The sequence below is a fragment of the Bengtsoniella intestinalis genome, from assembly GCF_039719005.1.
GTDB lineage: Bacteria > Bacillota > Clostridia > Oscillospirales > Oscillospiraceae > Oscillibacter > Oscillibacter intestinalis.
Genome location: NZ_CP133584.1, coordinates 698,388 through 713,461 on the forward strand (window position 1 = coordinate 698,388; position 15,074 = coordinate 713,461).

Below are 15,074 nucleotides of genomic sequence, written 5' to 3' on the forward strand. Positions count from 1 at the left end.
AGGGATTTTGTGAGCGAAAAACCAAAAATGAACCTCATTGGAGAGGATGGAAACATCTTCTTCATCTTGGGGCGAGCAGGGCAAGCACTGCGACAGGCAGGGCTAGGGCACCAAGTGTCCGAGATGCATGAGCGTGTCAAAGCCAGTGGCGATTACTACAAAGCCCTTGGCATCATCAGCGAGTACGTTGAAACCGAGCTAACCCCAAAATCTAAACCAAAGAAAGCGAGAAATACACATGAGCGATAAGAACTGGAACATCCTGCAGGGCGATGCCCTCACCATTTTGCAGTCCTTCCCCAATGGCACCTTTGATGCCGTCATCACCGACCCTCCCTACGCATCGGGTGGTCGCACCCAGAGTGAGAAGAACCGTTCTACGGCTTCTAAATACTCCAACATGGGCAACAATGCCCCTCCTGCCTTTGATGGCGACGCCAAGGATCAGCGGTCTTGGACTCGCTGGTGTGCCGAGTGGCTTGCGGAGGCTCGTCGAGCATCCAAGCCCGGTGCGCCTGTTTGTATGTTCATCGACTGGCGACAGCTTCCTGCTGCCACCGATGCCCTCCAGTGGGCAGGGTGGATTTGGCGTGGCACCGCTGTGTGGGATAAGGGTAACAGCCGTCCACAAAAGGGGCGGTTCCGCCAGCAGAGCGAGTACATTGTCTGGGGTTCCAACGGTGATATGCCCATCAGCCGCCCTGTGCCTTGTCTGCCCGGTGTGTTCAAATATGGCAACCCTCAGAAGCGCATTCACCTGACCGAAAAGCCCCTGCAGCTCATGCGTGACGTGGTGAAAATCACCGAAGCTGGCGGCCATATCCTCGACCCCTTTGCAGGTTCTGGCACCACCATCCTCGGTGCTGTGCTTGAGGGCTATGAAGCCACTGGCATCGAACTGTCCGAAACCTACGCCCAGATTGCTAGGGATCGGATTGAGCAGGGCTTGAGTGAGGAAAGTTAAGGTTTACTTTCCTTGGAAAATCGGATATACTAAAGGAAAATAAGTACAAAACACATGAAAGGGGGCAGTCACATGACCTTTGACCCAAACACAGGGAAACCTACAGATAGAACCTATTTAGAATGCGGCTTACCTCCCTATTTAGCGGAAAGTCTCCATGCTATGAAAGCTTGTTGGGAACGACTGGATAACAACATTGAAGATTTGCGATGGGATTGTTATTATTGTAGCCTGCAAGCGGATATTAACTCCGCAGAGGTGAACCAAACCATTAGCACTGAGCAAGCATGGTATCTGCGTGAGACGTATTTGCGGATAGAGCGTGAGGTGTTTGTCGTACCAGATAGCTACTATCTCCGTATTTTTGATACAGACCTTATTCGCTTTACTTTGGAGGATGGCGGTCTCGCAGGATTAAAAGCTACGATACTATCTGTCAATGAACTGCAACGCCACCGTCTCCCACTGGATTTACAGTTAGAGAAAGATGGCGGCCTCGTCCGCTGGCTAGAGCGACGTGTCATTCCCAAAAACCGTGCTTTTGTGACGGAAATTCTCAAATCCTTGGGGCTGGCTCAAGGAGACACCCGTGGCATCATTGATGTGTGCAAGGGGCTGTCCCTCAACGACAGCTATTGGGTGGTGCCCGATGGTTTCGAGGGTAAGTTTGCCGACTACAATTTATATGAAAACCACTTCTCCGAAATTCTGTCTCTGGTGGCTTATACAGGTGCGCAACAGAGTGACACCGCCTTCACTACCTCCCCAGAGCTGACCACCAACGGAATGCTTCCCAAGGCGTGGCGGCACACGGAAGATGGCATTTACCTCTACAAAGGTGGCACCTCTGGTGCATCCAATACAGGGCGTGAGCCATACAGCGAATACTATGCCTGCCAGATTGGCAAGGCTATGGGGCTCAATGCAATCCAGTACGGACTGGAGCAGTGGAAGGGCATTCTGGCCTCCACCTGTGAACTGTTTACCAGTAAAGATGTATCCTTCATTCCTATTGGCAGATTGGTAAAGGGTGGCGGTTTGCCCGCTGTGTTAAGCTGGTATGAATTCTTCGGCCCCGAAGCCTTTGAGCAAGTGAAAAGTATGTTGGTGTTTGATGCCCTCATTTATAACGAGGATCGTCACTTTGGAAACTTTGGTGTTCTCCGTGACAATCAAACAGGCAATATTTTGGGTATGGCTCCTATCTTCGACCACGGCCTGTCCCTCTTTAACTACGCCACCCAGAGCGACTATGCCGACTTGGGTGAGTACGCTAAAACTCGCACCTCTGCTTACAACATCCCCTTTGATACCATTTGCAAAGAGGTGATGGGCACCGTTCAGAAAGCCCAGATGAGAAAACTGATTGGCTTCACATTTGACCGCCATCCACGGCTGAACTTGCCAGAGGAAGCCCTACAAGCCATTGAGACACAGGTGCAAAACCGTGCCCGTGAACTGCTAGAGCTGACCACAGAGCGCACCAAACCCATCAAGAAACACCGTGACGTCAGATAAGAGGTCTGTATCATAGTATGATACAGACCAAAACAAGGGGTTCAATGTGACACCCTTGTTCTCCCGAACCCACACGCAAGGGGTTCAATGTGACACCTAGTATAGAGCGCCAGATTTCTTCTTTTTAGAAGGGGTCTGGCGTTCTTTTTCTTTGAAAGCCCATAGGAAATGTCAATCAATCAACCGCTTATCGTCCCCCAAAAACGCACCGCCCGTGGGCGGTTTCTTTGCAAGCATAGCGTTTGTCACACAAACGCACTTGCAGGGGAAACCCCTGTCCCCATATGCCACCCGTTGGGTGGAAACTCCCGTGGCAGAGCCACGATAAGGAAGTGACTATGGAAGAAAAAACACCTTCCTCTCCGTCCGTCTGGGCGTTGAGGATAAAAACCAGCTACAAAAGCTGTGTGAAATATCTGGGCTTACCCCCAGTCAACTTGTGCGTCAATTACTCCATGGCACAACAATACGGCAAAAGCCGTCTGCCCAGTTACGAGAACTCTTTGTGGAGGTGAATCGCATCGGTAATAATGTGAATCAGATTGCTAGAAAGGTCAATGGTAATATAGGGAGCAAAGAAGATGTGGCAGAATTACAGCTACTACTTCATACCATCGTTAAATTGGTCGACGGACTAGGGCGATAACTATGGCAACGACTAAAATATTAGCAGGGAAAGGCAATTTGAGAAAGATTGTATCCTATGCAACTTGTGGTGAAAAGACCTGTGAGCAAGTGCTGGTATATGCTCAGAATTGCTTGCAGGATACCGCCGCAGACCAAATGGTACAAACTAAAGTTCATTATGGCAAAACGTCTGGTGTGCAGTATTACCACATGATGCAGTCTTTTGCACCCGGAGAAATTGCACCCGAACTAGCATTGGAGATTGGAAAGGAATTTGCAAAAGAGCATTTATCTGATTACGAAGTCGTATTGGGTGTCCATGTGGACAGAGCCCACATCCATGTTCACATGGTCTTTAATTCTGTATCTGTGAAAACAGGTAAAAAGTATCACTCTAACAAGCAATCCTACTATTCCCAAATCCGCACCATCTCCGACCGCCTTTGCCGTGAACATGGGCTGTCTGTTATTGTGAACGGAACCCCTACCAAGACCATGTCCTACATCGAGTGGCTTCGTCTATCAAAAAAACAACCCACTTTCCGTTCCATGCTGGAAGCTGACCTCCAAACAGCCATGGCAGATGCCGTGGACTTTGGCAACTTCCTCATGCTCATGGAACACATGGGTTACGAGGTGAAGCATGGGCAGAACATCGGGTTCCGTCTCCGTGGGCAGGAGCGATTTCAAAAGCTAGGACGGCGTAATCCCCAGTACACCGAGGATGGCATTCGTGCCACCATTGAGGGCAACTGGGTGGAGGTGGAGCAGGGGCGAAAGCCTGTCACCATCCAACGCCCACGCTATGTACCCTATCAGAAACGCCCCAAATACAAGGGGTTTCTTGCCCTCTACGTCCACTATCTCTATGTGCTGGGCAAGATTGAAAAACAGGAGTACCCACCCAAGATGACCCCAACGCTGAAAGCATCCATCATGGAGTTTGAACGCTATCGGGATCAGTTCGCCTTCCTCCGTGACCACAACATCACCACCAAGGAGGAAATGGGGCTGTTCATGGTAAGCACGGAGGAAACCCTCTCCAAGCAAACCAAACACCGCACCATCCTCAATGTGCAAAAGAAGCGACGAGCGGATCTGTTCGCCGCCCTTGCCGATGTGGAATCCCTAGCCCCTGCTCAAACCTTGCAGGGCATGGAACAGGAAGTGGAGCGATACCGCCAAGCGGTGGCATTGCTGGACTCTAGTGACATACCAATGGAGCAACTCATCCAAGAAAAACAATCCCTATACAGCCAGCTTGCGGATATCAATCGAGACATCCGTGAGACCAGAAAAACCCTTGCTATATGCAAGGCCATCGAAGAAAACACCCCTCGCATTCAGCGAGAACTACAACAGATTGAAACCGAAAGAGAGGTGAAGAACCATGACAACAGGAGGCGGTGAAGCAGCCGACCAGATGGTGCGCATGATGCTCACAGGCAGTGAAGTCACCATCCGACTGGGGGCATCTGCCCTCAAAAATTTAATCGCATTATCTATCGCACTGGCGAAACAAAATAAAACCCTCCATGGCAAAGTGAACATGGCGAAGATGCTTCGCCAGACTAGAGACATCCGTGTCTTTCCTATGGATGCCCAGCAGTATAAGCAGTTCCAGCGACAAGCCAAAGGGCAGAAAATCCTCTACTCAGCCATCAAAGACAAGGCGACAGGTGCGGTGGATTTGGTGATGCCAGTGACTGAGCTGGATCGAGCCAACCACATTTTCAATCGCATCCAATACCACGATGTGAAGGACGCCCCCGTGGTACAGGAGGAGCCTACGGCACCCACCCATCAGCGTTCCAATCCAGAGCGTGACGAAACTTTTACCCAAGGCCGCCCAGAGGGAGAGCATCCGCCCTCACCCGACTCAGCCGATACCAGAGTCAACTCAAATACCTCAACCAAAGGCAAGGCGGCCCAACAGACCCAGACGACCCATGAGTATCCCTCCATCGTTAGCCGACTGAAAGCCATTCGAGAACGACAGGCTAGAGCGAAGCAAAAGGCACCTCAGAAGCTACCCACCAAGACAAAGCCAAAGGATAGGTGATGTATGAACCCTCAGACAGAGTTAAGCCCTGCCCTCAAGTGGGCAATGACCATCCCTGTGATTTGGCTGTCCCTGCTGGTGGCGCAGTCGCTGGGTGGAAACCTCCTAGACATCATGGTCGCCCTCACAGCCAATCTGCAAAACCCCTTCGCCATCCAATGGACAAACAACAGCCTCATCACAATGGTGGTGGGGCTGTTTTGCTATTTTGTAGGGCTGACACTGTATGAGGACAGCCAGCGACGAAAGCGACTGGGCGCAGAGCATGGCTCCGCCACTTGGGGCATCCCCAAACAGGTGAATGCCATGTTCGTTCAGAAGAAAAACAAACTGCTGACCCAGAACGTCTCACTGGGGCTAGACCCTTACAAACACCGTCGCAGTCTCAATGTGCTGGTGATTGGCGGTTCTGGCGCATCCAAAACCCGTGGCTATGTGCTGCCCAACATCCTAGAAGCCAATACCAACTTCGTTATCACCGACCCCAAAGCGGAGGTGCTTTTGAAAACTGGTGGCTACCTCAAATCCCAAGGCTATGACATCCGAGTGCTAAACCTTGTGAACCTGTCCCAGTCCGATGGGTACAATCCCTTCTGCTATCTGCGAGACGAGAAGGATGCCCTCCAACTGGTGAACAACCTCATCCACGCCACTACTCCAAAGGGAAGTCGTGACTCCGACCCCTTCTGGACGAAAGCGGAAACAGCACTGCTTCAAGCCATCATCCTCCTGCTATTTGAGGAAGCCCCACCCAGTGAGCAGAACTTCTCCACCGTCCTTCGCATCTTAGAATTTGCCGAGGTGAAGGAGGACGACGAGGAACACGTCTCGCCATTGGACTTGCTCTTTGACTCCATCGCCAAGGAGCGCCCCAACAGCGTGGCATTGCGGCAATACCGAGTGTTCACCCTAGCCGCTGGCAAGACGGCGAAATCCATTCTGGTCAGCGCCGCTGTGCGTTTGGCCCCCTTCAATCTACCCCAAATTCAAGCCATTACCGACCACGATGACATGGATTTGAATACCTTGGGCGAGCGAAAATGCGCCCTCTATGCCGTCATTCCAGACAACAGCGACACCTATAATTTTCTAGTGTCGCTACTCTATTCCCAAGCATTCCAGACCCTCTACTACTCAGCGGATCAAGTCCATCACGGGCCTTTACCCTGTCATGTTCACTTTGTGCTAGACGAGTTCGCCGCTATGCCTTTGCCCGGCTTCACCCGTGAACTTGCCACCATGCGCAGTCGAAATATTTCTGCCAGCACCATAATTCAGAACATGGCGCAGATTAAGGAATTGTACAAGGATAGTTGGGAGACCATTCCCGGCAACTCGGACACCCTGCTGTACCTCGGTGGCAATGAAGCCAGCACCCACAAATACATCTCCGAGTCCTTGGGTAAGTCCACCATCGACACCAAGACCCACGGTGAGAGCAAGGGGAAGTCTGGCTCGTGGTCAACCAACTTCCAAATCTCAGGGCGAGAACTGCTCACCCCAGACGAGGTGCGTATGCTGGATAACCGCTACGCCATTCTCTTCATCCGTGGTGCCAAACCTGTTCTGGATTTGAAGTATGACCTGATGCGCCACCCTGCCATCGCCCAAACAGTAGACGGTGGTGGCAAACCCTACATCCACAAGGAAACTCAAATCGAGGAACGACAGGAGGGTACTCCTCTGTTCCAATCAATCTAAACAAGAAATGGAGACAATCAACATGAAAAATTCCCTCAATCAGCCCAAATTCAATGCCAAGCGACTGCTGTCTATCATCATCACCGTGATGCTCATTGTGGCAGTCACCACCGTCCCTGCCTTCGCCACGGAAACTGACCCTCTCACGGTCATTGACAACCTCTCAGACTTTATCTTTTCCCTCATCCGTGCCATCGGTCTTATCCTGCTGGCCTTCGGTATCCTGCAGGTGGGCTTGTCCTTCAAGTCCCACGACCCCAGTCAGAAAGCCAATGGTATGCTGACCTTGGTGGGTGGTATCATCATCACATTCACCGAGGAAATCCTCACCCTCATCACTGGTTGAACCATTGATGAACACGAAAATAAGGGGCGAGCCTATTTGTGGCTCGCCCCAGAGAGGAGAAATAGCGTATGGGTTCTGGAAACTGGGTGGTAGACAATCTCAACTCTGCCCTAGAGACATGGAATGACCGCATGAGCGAGGTGTGGACGTTGGTGTCCACCTCACCAACCGAGTTCAAAGACGGCGACATCTGGGATGTGATGCTGAACATCCACGAAGCACTCCAAGCCATTGCCTACGGCTTATTGGTGCTATTTTTCGTTATGGGCGTGGTGAAAACCTGTGGCAACTTTGCAGATGTAAAACGCCCAGAGGTGGCGGTGAAGGTGTTGGTACGCTTCGTATTGGCACAGGCCGCCGTCAGCTGGGGGCTTGAAATCTTGATGGCGATTATCTCCATCGTTCAAGGTGCGGTGTCCACCATCATGTCGGCATCTGGCATGACCTCCATGACCGCCACCACCTTGCCCGATGAAATGGTCACCGCCATTGAGAGCGTAGGATTGCTAGAGAGCATCCCACTATGGCTGGTGACCTTGCTGGGCTCGGTGTTTATCTGGGTCATGTCTATGATACTCATTCTCACCGTGTATTCTCGATTTTTCAAGCTCTATATGGCAACGGCAATCGCACCCTTGCCACTAGCCAGCTTCGCAGGACAGCCCTCCAGCAGTATGGGCATTGCATTTCTCAAAAGCTATGCCGCCATCTGTCTGGAGGGCTGTATTATTGTGCTGGCCTGTATCATTTTTTCCGCATTTGCATCCACCACCCCAGCCTTGGCAGACAGCAGCTATGCCGTTGCCACCATCGTCTGGCTCTACATCGGAGAGCTGATTTTCAATATGCTAGTGCTGGTGGGTTGCGTGAAAATGAGCGATAGGATTGTGAAGGAACTTTTGGGCTTATAGCATGGATTGGTAGTTTCGCTTGGCATAAATAATGCGACGAATTTGCACTGTCTTTCCCACGACTACAAAGAAAACCAAATAATTTTCTACCACCAAATACCGATATCCCTTTGCGGCCAGAGCCAAATCACGAGGCTTTGGACAGCGATTGGGCATCTTGGATAGGGATGCAATTTCTTCGGTCAGTGTGTCGTAATAACGCAAGGCCACATTGTGAGACAGGGTATTAAGATAGTCGATGATGTCCATGAAATCTCGCTTTGCAGCAGGGAAAATCTCTACATTATAGTCTGCCATGGACACGTTCCCTCATCTGTTGGGCAAAGTCTAAGAAGTCCTCACCCAAGGCACCGGCGGCAATTTCGGATTCTGCTACGGCGAGTTTGCCATAGAGGTCAATTAGCCCTTGTTGGCGCTCGTATTCCTCTACGCTGAGCACAACCATATCGCCACCACCATTGCGTGTGATATAGACTGGCTCTCTGGTCTGACGGCAAAAATCGGAAATATCATTAGCGCTATTTCTTAAATCTGAGATAGGTCGAATTGTAGCCATAATAGCACCTCCTTCTTAGATTTAGTATAGCAAAATTACGAGTAAATATCAAGCAAAATTTCGAGTAGTTAATCGTATAGCCCATAGGTGGACACCAGATAGGTGCCGTTTGACTTGGACTCACGGACTCGTTGCACGAAGATGGCTTCGGCACGTCGGTCTGCTCGATAGGACAACACCTTGCCAGCGATGGTGCCAAGTACCAACAGTCCAATCGCACCCATTAAAATCATAGTCATAGCGAATACCTCCTAGTTAAGATTTTCGCTATGTTACCATACAATACTAGACATTGCAAGGCTCTGTCTGGGGAAATAAAACGAGGTGATTTTCATAGAAATTCGTATCAACAAAGAAGTCCGCAACTACCAAGAGGGCATCTTTTTCGGGCTATCCCTGCGCCAGTGCATTTTCTCTGCGCTGGCAATTTTGGTGGCGGTGGGAGTCTATTTCACCGTAGGCCAGTGGCTAGGCACAAGCGAGGTGGGATGGGTCTGTGTCCTGTGCGCCTTTCCCTTTGCTCTGGGTGGATTTTTTCAATACAACTGCATGACACTGGAGCAATTTGTGGTGGCGGTCATTCGCTCGGAACTGCTCCTGCCCAGTCGTCTCACATTCAAGAGCGACAATCTCTATGCCCAGCTATTAAAAAATTCTAACATGAAGGAGGTGTTGACCCTTGATTAAAACCCTACAACTGGCGCTGAAGCAGGATAGGGAATCCACCCCCATCCCCAAGTCCGTTCAAGATGCCATCCCCATCAGTCGTATCTGGCCCGATGGGATGTTTCAGTTCGGGAGCAAATACTCCAAGACCATTCGCTTTACCGACATCAACTACGCCATCGCTTCCAAAGAGGACAAGACCGCCATGTTCCTCGGTTACTCAGAACTGCTCAATGCCCTCGACACTGGCTCTGCCACCAAGGTCACCATCATCAATCGCAAAGTCAGTCGTCAGCAGTTTGGCGAAGGTGTCCTCCTGCCCGACAAGGGGGATGGTTTGGACTACCTCCGCAATGAATACAACCACATTCTCACCGACAAGGTGGTGGGCGGTGACGGTCTGGTGGTACAGGATCGGTACATCACCCTGTCTGCCCATCGCCGTAGCACCGAGGAGGCTCGCACCTTCTTTGACCGAGTGAGTCAAGAGGTGCTGTCTCGACTGAACCAACTCGACTCCCGTGGCACCGAATTGGATGCCGTGGAGCGGTTGGAAATTCTCCACAATTTTTACCGCACTGGGGAAACAGAAGCCTTCAACTTCGATTTGAAAACCAGTATGAAGAAGGGGCACTCCTTCAAAGATGCTATCTGCCCCAGTTCCTTGGAGTTTAAGAAGGATCACTTTGTGATGGGCGAGAAGTTCGGGCGAGTGCTGTTCCTCCGTGAGTATGCCAGCTACATCAAAGACAGCATGATTCAAGAGCTCACTTCGCTGAACCGCACCATGGCGCTGTCCATGGACATCATCCCCGTTCCCACCGATGAAGCAGTGCGTGAGATGCAAAACCGCTTGCTAGGTGTGGAGACCAACGTCACCAACTGGCAACGCAAGCAAAATCAGAACAATAACTTTTCTGCCGTTGTCCCTTATGATTTGGAGCAACAGCGGAAGGAGACCCGTGAGATGTTGGACGATCTCACCACCCGTGACCAGCGGATGCTGTTTGGACTGGTGACCCTCGTCCATCTGGCAGACACCAAGGAAGAATTAGACAGCGACACCGAAGCCCTTCATTCATTGGCTCGCAAGCACCTGTGTCAGCTTTCCACCCTCAACTGGCAACAGCACGAGGGACTGACCACCGTTCTGCCCTTGGGACTGCGGAAAATTGATGCCCTCCGCACCCTCACCACCGAAGCCACTGCCGTCCTTATGCCCTTTAAGGCACAAGAGGTTCACCATCAAAATGGCATTTACTATGGGCAGAACGTGATTTCTAAGAACCTAATCCTCGCCAACCGTCGTGAGTTACTCAACGGCAACGGCTTTGTGCTGGGTGTCTCTGGTTCGGGCAAAAGTTTCACCGCCAAGCGTGAGCTGGCAAGTCTGGCACTGTCTACCGAGGACGACATCATCGTCCTAGACCCCGAAGCCGAGTACCGCCCCATCGTGGAGGGGTTGGGTGGCGAGGTGGTGCATATCTCCGCCACGTCCAGCAACCACATCAATGCCATGGACATGGAGCAGGGCTACGGCGATGGAGAAAATCCCGTGGTGCTAAAGTCTGAATTTCTCCTGTCTCTGTGCGAACAGTTGGTAGGCGCTGGAAAGCTGTCCGCCAAGGAAAAATCCATCATTGACCGCTGTACCGCCAAGGTCTACCACGACTATATCAAGGGTGGTTACACTGGTAACGTCCCCACGTTGCAGGACTTCCACGCAGAACTGCTCTTGCAGGAGGAGAGCGAAGCAAGGGATGTTGCCCTCGCCATCGAACTGTTCACCCAAGGCAGCCTCAACACCTTCGCCCAGCCCACCAACGTGGATGTCCAGTCTCGGATTTTGTGCTATGACATTCGTGATTTGGGCAAGCAACTTCTGCCCGTTGGAATGCTGGTGGTGATGGATGCCATCTTCAACCGCATCCTCCGTAACCGTGCCTTGGGGCGAAACACTTGGGTGTACATCGATGAAATCTATTTGATGTTCCAGCACGAATTCAGCGCCAACTTCCTGTTCACTCTGTGGAAGCGTGTCCGTAAATACGGCGCTTGCTGTACAGGGCTGACCCAGAACGTGGGCGACCTCCTCCAGTCCCACACCGCCAGAGCAATGCTGGCAAACTCTGAGTTTCTGGTGATGCTGAACCAAGCCTCCACCGACAGAGCAGAGCTGTCCAAGCTATTGAATATCTCCGACAACCAGCTCTCCTACATCACCAACGTAGACGCAGGGCGAGGGCTGATTAAGTGCGGTAGCGCCATCGTGCCCTTTGTAGATAGCTTCCCAAGGGGGCGTTGTATCAGCTGATGACAACCCGTTTATCCGAGGTGATTGAGGGATGAAATCCATCAAAGAAAAACCAACTCTCCCCACAACTCTCAAAGAGAAAACCACCGCCGCCCCAAAGGAACTCTCCCGACAAGGGCGTGACCTTGCCATAAATAAGCTGCGCAGTAATCTCCGAGAGTCCGCCCAGCAGGGCGATGGGCAGGACAGCGCCGTGGAGATCGTTGCCGATGATGTCACTGACAAGGCGATACACCAAGGGGATCGCCTTGTTCAACGTGGCGTGGACAAGCTGAAGTCCAAAGGAAAATCAGCACAGCCCAAGGACTCGTCCACGGCGCAACCTACCCCAAGCACAGCACCTAACAACGCTAATTACCCAACAACAAAACCATTGGCAGAAGGAGCGAAACCCCCTTCTGCCAATGGTTCTTTTTCTGTTCATGAGCCTGTATCCACCACAGCTCAAACCCAAGGCAAATCCTTGGCGCAGAGTCGTGCCATGGCAAAGAACCGTCCTACGGAGTCTGGGCAGCCATTAAATCCAAAGTGTGCAGATAACACCCCTCCCACGACACCTCGCACTTATGGCCAAACTGTTCCTCAAAGCCAAACCGCAGCAAGAATCACTCCCGTAGAGTCAGGGCAAAGGATGGCGCATAACCGTGCCGACACCACCGCACCTTCTCGCCTTGTGGGGCGAACGTCGCCCCGACGTGGGGATTTGCCAAAGACGAGGGGTGCCAATGCCACCGCCAGCCCAAGGGCAACCGTGGGGCAACGTGGGGCAAGTGTTGGGCGAACAGCATCCAATTCTACTACCACCACCAAAGAGGTCGCCAAGCGAACCGCCGAAGGTGGCAAACGGTTGGCACAGGCCAAACAGTCCGCCAAGGCCGCAGCCAAGGGCATCAAGCAAGCCGCCATTGTCATCAAAGAAGCTGCCGTTGCCGTAGCGACAGCCGTGAAAAGCACCATCGCCTTGATGGTGGCCGGTGGAAGCGTGACCCTCGTTGCCCTCTTACTCATTTGCGTGGTGGGCATTATCATCGTGTCCCCCTTAGGCTTCTTTTTCGCAGAACCCAGTGCGCAGGAGGAAACGGTCTCACCATCTGTTGCAGTGGGTGCCGTCATACAAGAATTTTCTGACCAGTTGGAACAACTGCAAACAGGCTATGACACCATCAACTTTTCGGGTAGCCCTCCTGCGTGGGAGGATGTATTGGCAGTGTTTTGTGCCTACGCAACCACGGGGGATGACACCATGACCCTCGCCACCATAGGAGAAGATCAGATCAATTTGTTATCCACAGTGTTCTGGGATATGACCAAAATCGAAACCGCCAGCGAGACCATCAGCCACGAGGCTACCGACACCACGGAAGGGTGGACAGAGTCAATTCTGACCCTCGCCATTACCCCTAGAATCCCCAGTGATATGAGTGCCTACTACGACTTCGATGAGGAGCAAAACACAGTGCTGGCTGAGATGATGGGATACGGTGATTTGCTATTAGAGACCACCCAGAGCCTGTCCATCGGCACTGCCGAAGCACAAGAAATCCTCGCCAATCTGCCAGACGACCTAGACCCAGAACGACAGGCCATCATAGAACAAGCATTGTCACTGGTTGGCAAGGTGACCTACTTCTGGGGCGGTAAAAGTCTGGTGCTGGGATGGGATGATAACTGGGGTGAAATCCGTGAAGTCACCGCCGATGGTAACTCTACCAGTGATATGTACTTGCCTTATGGACTGGACTGTTCGGGGTTTGTAGATTGGGTATTTTACAACGTCTCCGACGGCGAATACATCATAGGCCACGGTGGTGGCGTTATCATACAGCACACCTACTGCACCGCCACCACATGGGAAGAAGCCCTCCCCGGCGACTTGGTGTTCTACGCTGACGATAGCCATGTTGGAATCTTCGCAGGGTGGGATGAAGATGGGGATGCCATCATCATCCACTGCGCTATGGGGTATAACAACGTGGTGATGACTGGGCAGGAGGACTTTGCAGAGGTTGGGGTGCCGGAGTGGTATGGGTGAAAAAAAGCGTTGACTGTTCCCATGAACGGTCAACGCTTTCGTTAATTGGATAAACCCTTGATAATACCTAACACATTTGCGAATTGGGTGGGGCTTAGGTTTTTAAGCCCTTGCATTGCCTCTACCATCATAGCAGGATTGGTATTGTCCGCTTCAAAAAATTCCTGTGGTGACACATTGAAATACTCGCAAATATAAAAGAAAACCTGCATGGACGGAAATGTTTTCCCGTTTTCAATCTTGTTGACATAGCTTTCACTTAGTCCGAGGGAGAGACTCATATCACGAGCAGAAACACCCTTGTGCGTTCTAAGTTCAGCAACTCGCCTAGCAAAAAATTCTTCGTACATAAATTCAGCCCTCCATATCTATCATTATAATCGCTTTAGATAGATAAATACGGAATTGAAATATCAGTTTTCGTTGACATAAATAGCCAGAGTATCTATAATGGAGCTAAACAGATATTTGTATTATCAACCACCGGTGTTGAGCAAAAAATGCGTCTCACCGTGAGACGCATTTTCTGATTCCTATGGAATATCCTGCACGATGTCCTTCCGCTTCACCAGCCATCGAAACCGTTCTGTCTTAATCCCCAGTTTTTCCCCTGCCTGTTTGGTGGTGAGGTTGCCAGCTATGTAATCTGCATACACCTCGTCAAACCCCTCTGGATTGGGGGAAGTAGGTCTGCCACATTTTATGCCCCGTGCTTGGGCGGCGGCGATGCCTTCTGCCTGTCTCTGGTGGATGAACTCACGTTCTTGCTGACTGACGTAGGCCAACAGCATCAGCACCAAGTCGGAAATCAAGGTGCCTATCAAATCTTTCTGGGCACCTGTGTCTAACAGGGGCATATCCAAGACTTTAATATCCGCCTTAATCTCCGTGGTGATGTGTCGCCACTGTTCCCCGATTTCTAGGTAGTTTCTGCCCAGCCTGTCCAGTGATTTTATCACCAAGGTATCACCCTGTTTCAGCCGCTTCACTAGCTTTTTCCACGCTGGGCGATTGAAGTCCTTGCCACTTAATTTGTCTGAGTATAGGTGCTTCTCTGGCACCCCGTACTTCACCAGCTCACGCCGCTGTCTGTCCTCGTTTTGCTTTTCGCTTGATACTCGCATATAGCCGTAAATATTGCCCATAAAAAAGCCCTCCTTTGTGATGCTATTGTAGCAAAAGGAAGGGGGAACCTACATAACAGGAAGGTGTAGGTTTATTTGCGGCAACAAATGGGTATATATGGTTGTATTATACTCCGAAATCTGCCACAATTCAAGTGTCTTTTGCTAGAATTTACAATATAAATTACCCATTTTTCTCCTTAAAAACCTACACCTTTATTTCGTATAATAACCCCATCACATAACGGAGGAA

General features: G+C 51.1%; 16 protein-coding genes and 1 pseudogene. 12 read left to right on the forward strand and 5 right to left on the reverse strand.

Going from position 1 to position 15,074, the window contains the following annotated elements:
- Positions 1 to 9: 9 nt before the first annotated feature.
- The 9 genes from RFF05_RS03510 (at position 10) to RFF05_RS03550 (ending at position 8,129) form a co-directional block, all read left to right on the forward strand.
- The gene (locus RFF05_RS03510) at positions 10 to 249 is read left to right on the forward strand and encodes a hypothetical protein (protein ID WP_409967238.1); all 240 of its coding nucleotides are present in this window, start codon (positions 10 to 12) and stop codon (positions 247 to 249) included.
- Entirely contained in the window at positions 239 to 964 is a 726-nt protein-coding gene (locus tag RFF05_RS03515; protein ID WP_409967237.1) for a DNA-methyltransferase, read from the forward strand. The genes RFF05_RS03510 and RFF05_RS03515 overlap by 11 nt, the downstream gene beginning before the upstream one ends.
- A 72-nt stretch (positions 965 to 1,036) precedes the next feature.
- The gene (locus RFF05_RS03520; protein WP_409969039.1) at positions 1,037 to 2,482 is read left to right on the forward strand and encodes an XRE family transcriptional regulator; all 1,446 of its coding nucleotides are present in this window, start codon (positions 1,037 to 1,039) and stop codon (positions 2,480 to 2,482) included.
- A gap of 403 nt (positions 2,483 to 2,885) precedes the next feature.
- A complete protein-coding gene (mobC, locus tag RFF05_RS03525; RefSeq protein ID WP_409970068.1) occupies positions 2,886 to 3,128 on the forward strand; it encodes a plasmid mobilization relaxosome protein MobC in 243 nt (80 codons plus the stop codon).
- A 2-nt stretch (positions 3,129 to 3,130) separates the two neighbouring features.
- Positions 3,131 to 4,519: a relaxase/mobilization nuclease domain-containing protein gene (locus tag RFF05_RS03530; protein ID WP_409969040.1), complete on the forward strand. Its 1,389-nt coding sequence runs from the start codon at positions 3,131 to 3,133 to the stop codon at positions 4,517 to 4,519.
- Entirely contained in the window at positions 4,500 to 5,171 is a 672-nt protein-coding gene (locus RFF05_RS03535) for a PcfB family protein (protein ID WP_409969041.1), read from the forward strand. Before RFF05_RS03530 ends, RFF05_RS03535 begins: the two co-directional genes overlap by 20 nt.
- Positions 5,172 to 5,174: 3 nt before the next feature.
- Positions 5,175 to 6,872, forward strand: coding sequence for a VirD4-like conjugal transfer protein, CD1115 family (locus RFF05_RS03540; protein WP_409969042.1), 1,698 nt, complete (start codon positions 5,175 to 5,177; stop codon positions 6,870 to 6,872).
- A gap of 88 nt (positions 6,873 to 6,960) precedes the next feature.
- Positions 6,961 to 7,218, forward strand: a complete 258-nt coding sequence (locus tag RFF05_RS03545) for a hypothetical protein (protein WP_409970069.1) — start codon at positions 6,961 to 6,963, stop codon at positions 7,216 to 7,218.
- 68 nt (positions 7,219 to 7,286) lie between these two features.
- Entirely contained in the window at positions 7,287 to 8,129 is an 843-nt protein-coding gene (locus RFF05_RS03550) for a hypothetical protein (RefSeq protein ID WP_409969043.1), read from the forward strand.
- Here RFF05_RS03550 and RFF05_RS03555 read toward each other — a convergent pair.
- From RFF05_RS03555 to RFF05_RS03565, 3 genes are all read right to left on the reverse strand, one after another.
- A complete protein-coding gene (locus RFF05_RS03555) occupies positions 8,124 to 8,426 on the reverse strand; it encodes a type II toxin-antitoxin system RelE/ParE family toxin (protein WP_409969044.1) in 303 nt (100 codons plus the stop codon). The two genes, RFF05_RS03550 and RFF05_RS03555, sit on opposite strands and share 6 nt — an antisense overlap.
- Positions 8,413 to 8,685 carry a type II toxin-antitoxin system Phd/YefM family antitoxin gene (locus RFF05_RS03560; protein WP_409969045.1) on the reverse strand — a complete coding sequence of 91 codons (273 nt, stop codon included), beginning with the start codon at positions 8,683 to 8,685 and terminating at the stop codon, positions 8,413 to 8,415. Before RFF05_RS03560 ends, RFF05_RS03555 begins: the two co-directional genes overlap by 14 nt.
- Before the next feature lie 68 nt (positions 8,686 to 8,753).
- Positions 8,754 to 8,924 (reverse strand): hypothetical protein, encoded by a 171-nt coding sequence (locus RFF05_RS03565; RefSeq protein ID WP_409969046.1) that lies wholly within the window; start codon positions 8,922 to 8,924, stop codon positions 8,754 to 8,756.
- Between the two features lie 94 nt (positions 8,925 to 9,018).
- On the opposite strand from RFF05_RS03565, the gene RFF05_RS03570 reads away from it, so the two are divergent.
- The 3 genes and pseudogenes from RFF05_RS03570 (at position 9,019) to RFF05_RS03580 (ending at position 13,697) form a co-directional block, all read left to right on the forward strand.
- On the forward strand, positions 9,019 to 9,372 hold the full coding sequence (locus tag RFF05_RS03570; RefSeq protein WP_409970070.1) for a PrgI family protein: 354 nt from the start codon (positions 9,019 to 9,021) through the stop codon (positions 9,370 to 9,372).
- Positions 9,365 to 11,700 (forward strand): annotated as a pseudogene (locus RFF05_RS03575) (VirB4-like conjugal transfer ATPase, CD1110 family). Before RFF05_RS03570 ends, RFF05_RS03575 begins: the two are co-directional and overlap by 8 nt.
- Entirely contained in the window at positions 11,697 to 13,697 is a 2,001-nt protein-coding gene (locus tag RFF05_RS03580) for an NlpC/P60 family protein (RefSeq protein WP_409969047.1), read from the forward strand. Before RFF05_RS03575 ends, RFF05_RS03580 begins: the two are co-directional and overlap by 4 nt.
- 41 nt (positions 13,698 to 13,738) lie before the next feature.
- Here RFF05_RS03580 and RFF05_RS03585 read toward each other — a convergent pair whose 3' ends face one another.
- The gene (locus RFF05_RS03585; RefSeq protein WP_409969048.1) at positions 13,739 to 14,047 is read right to left on the reverse strand and encodes a helix-turn-helix domain-containing protein; all 309 of its coding nucleotides are present in this window, start codon (positions 14,045 to 14,047) and stop codon (positions 13,739 to 13,741) included.
- A gap of 183 nt (positions 14,048 to 14,230) precedes the next feature.
- Complete coding sequence (locus RFF05_RS03590) at positions 14,231 to 14,842, reverse strand: recombinase family protein (protein WP_409969049.1); 612 nt, start codon at positions 14,840 to 14,842, stop codon at positions 14,231 to 14,233.
- Positions 14,843 to 15,074 lie beyond the last annotated feature (232 nt).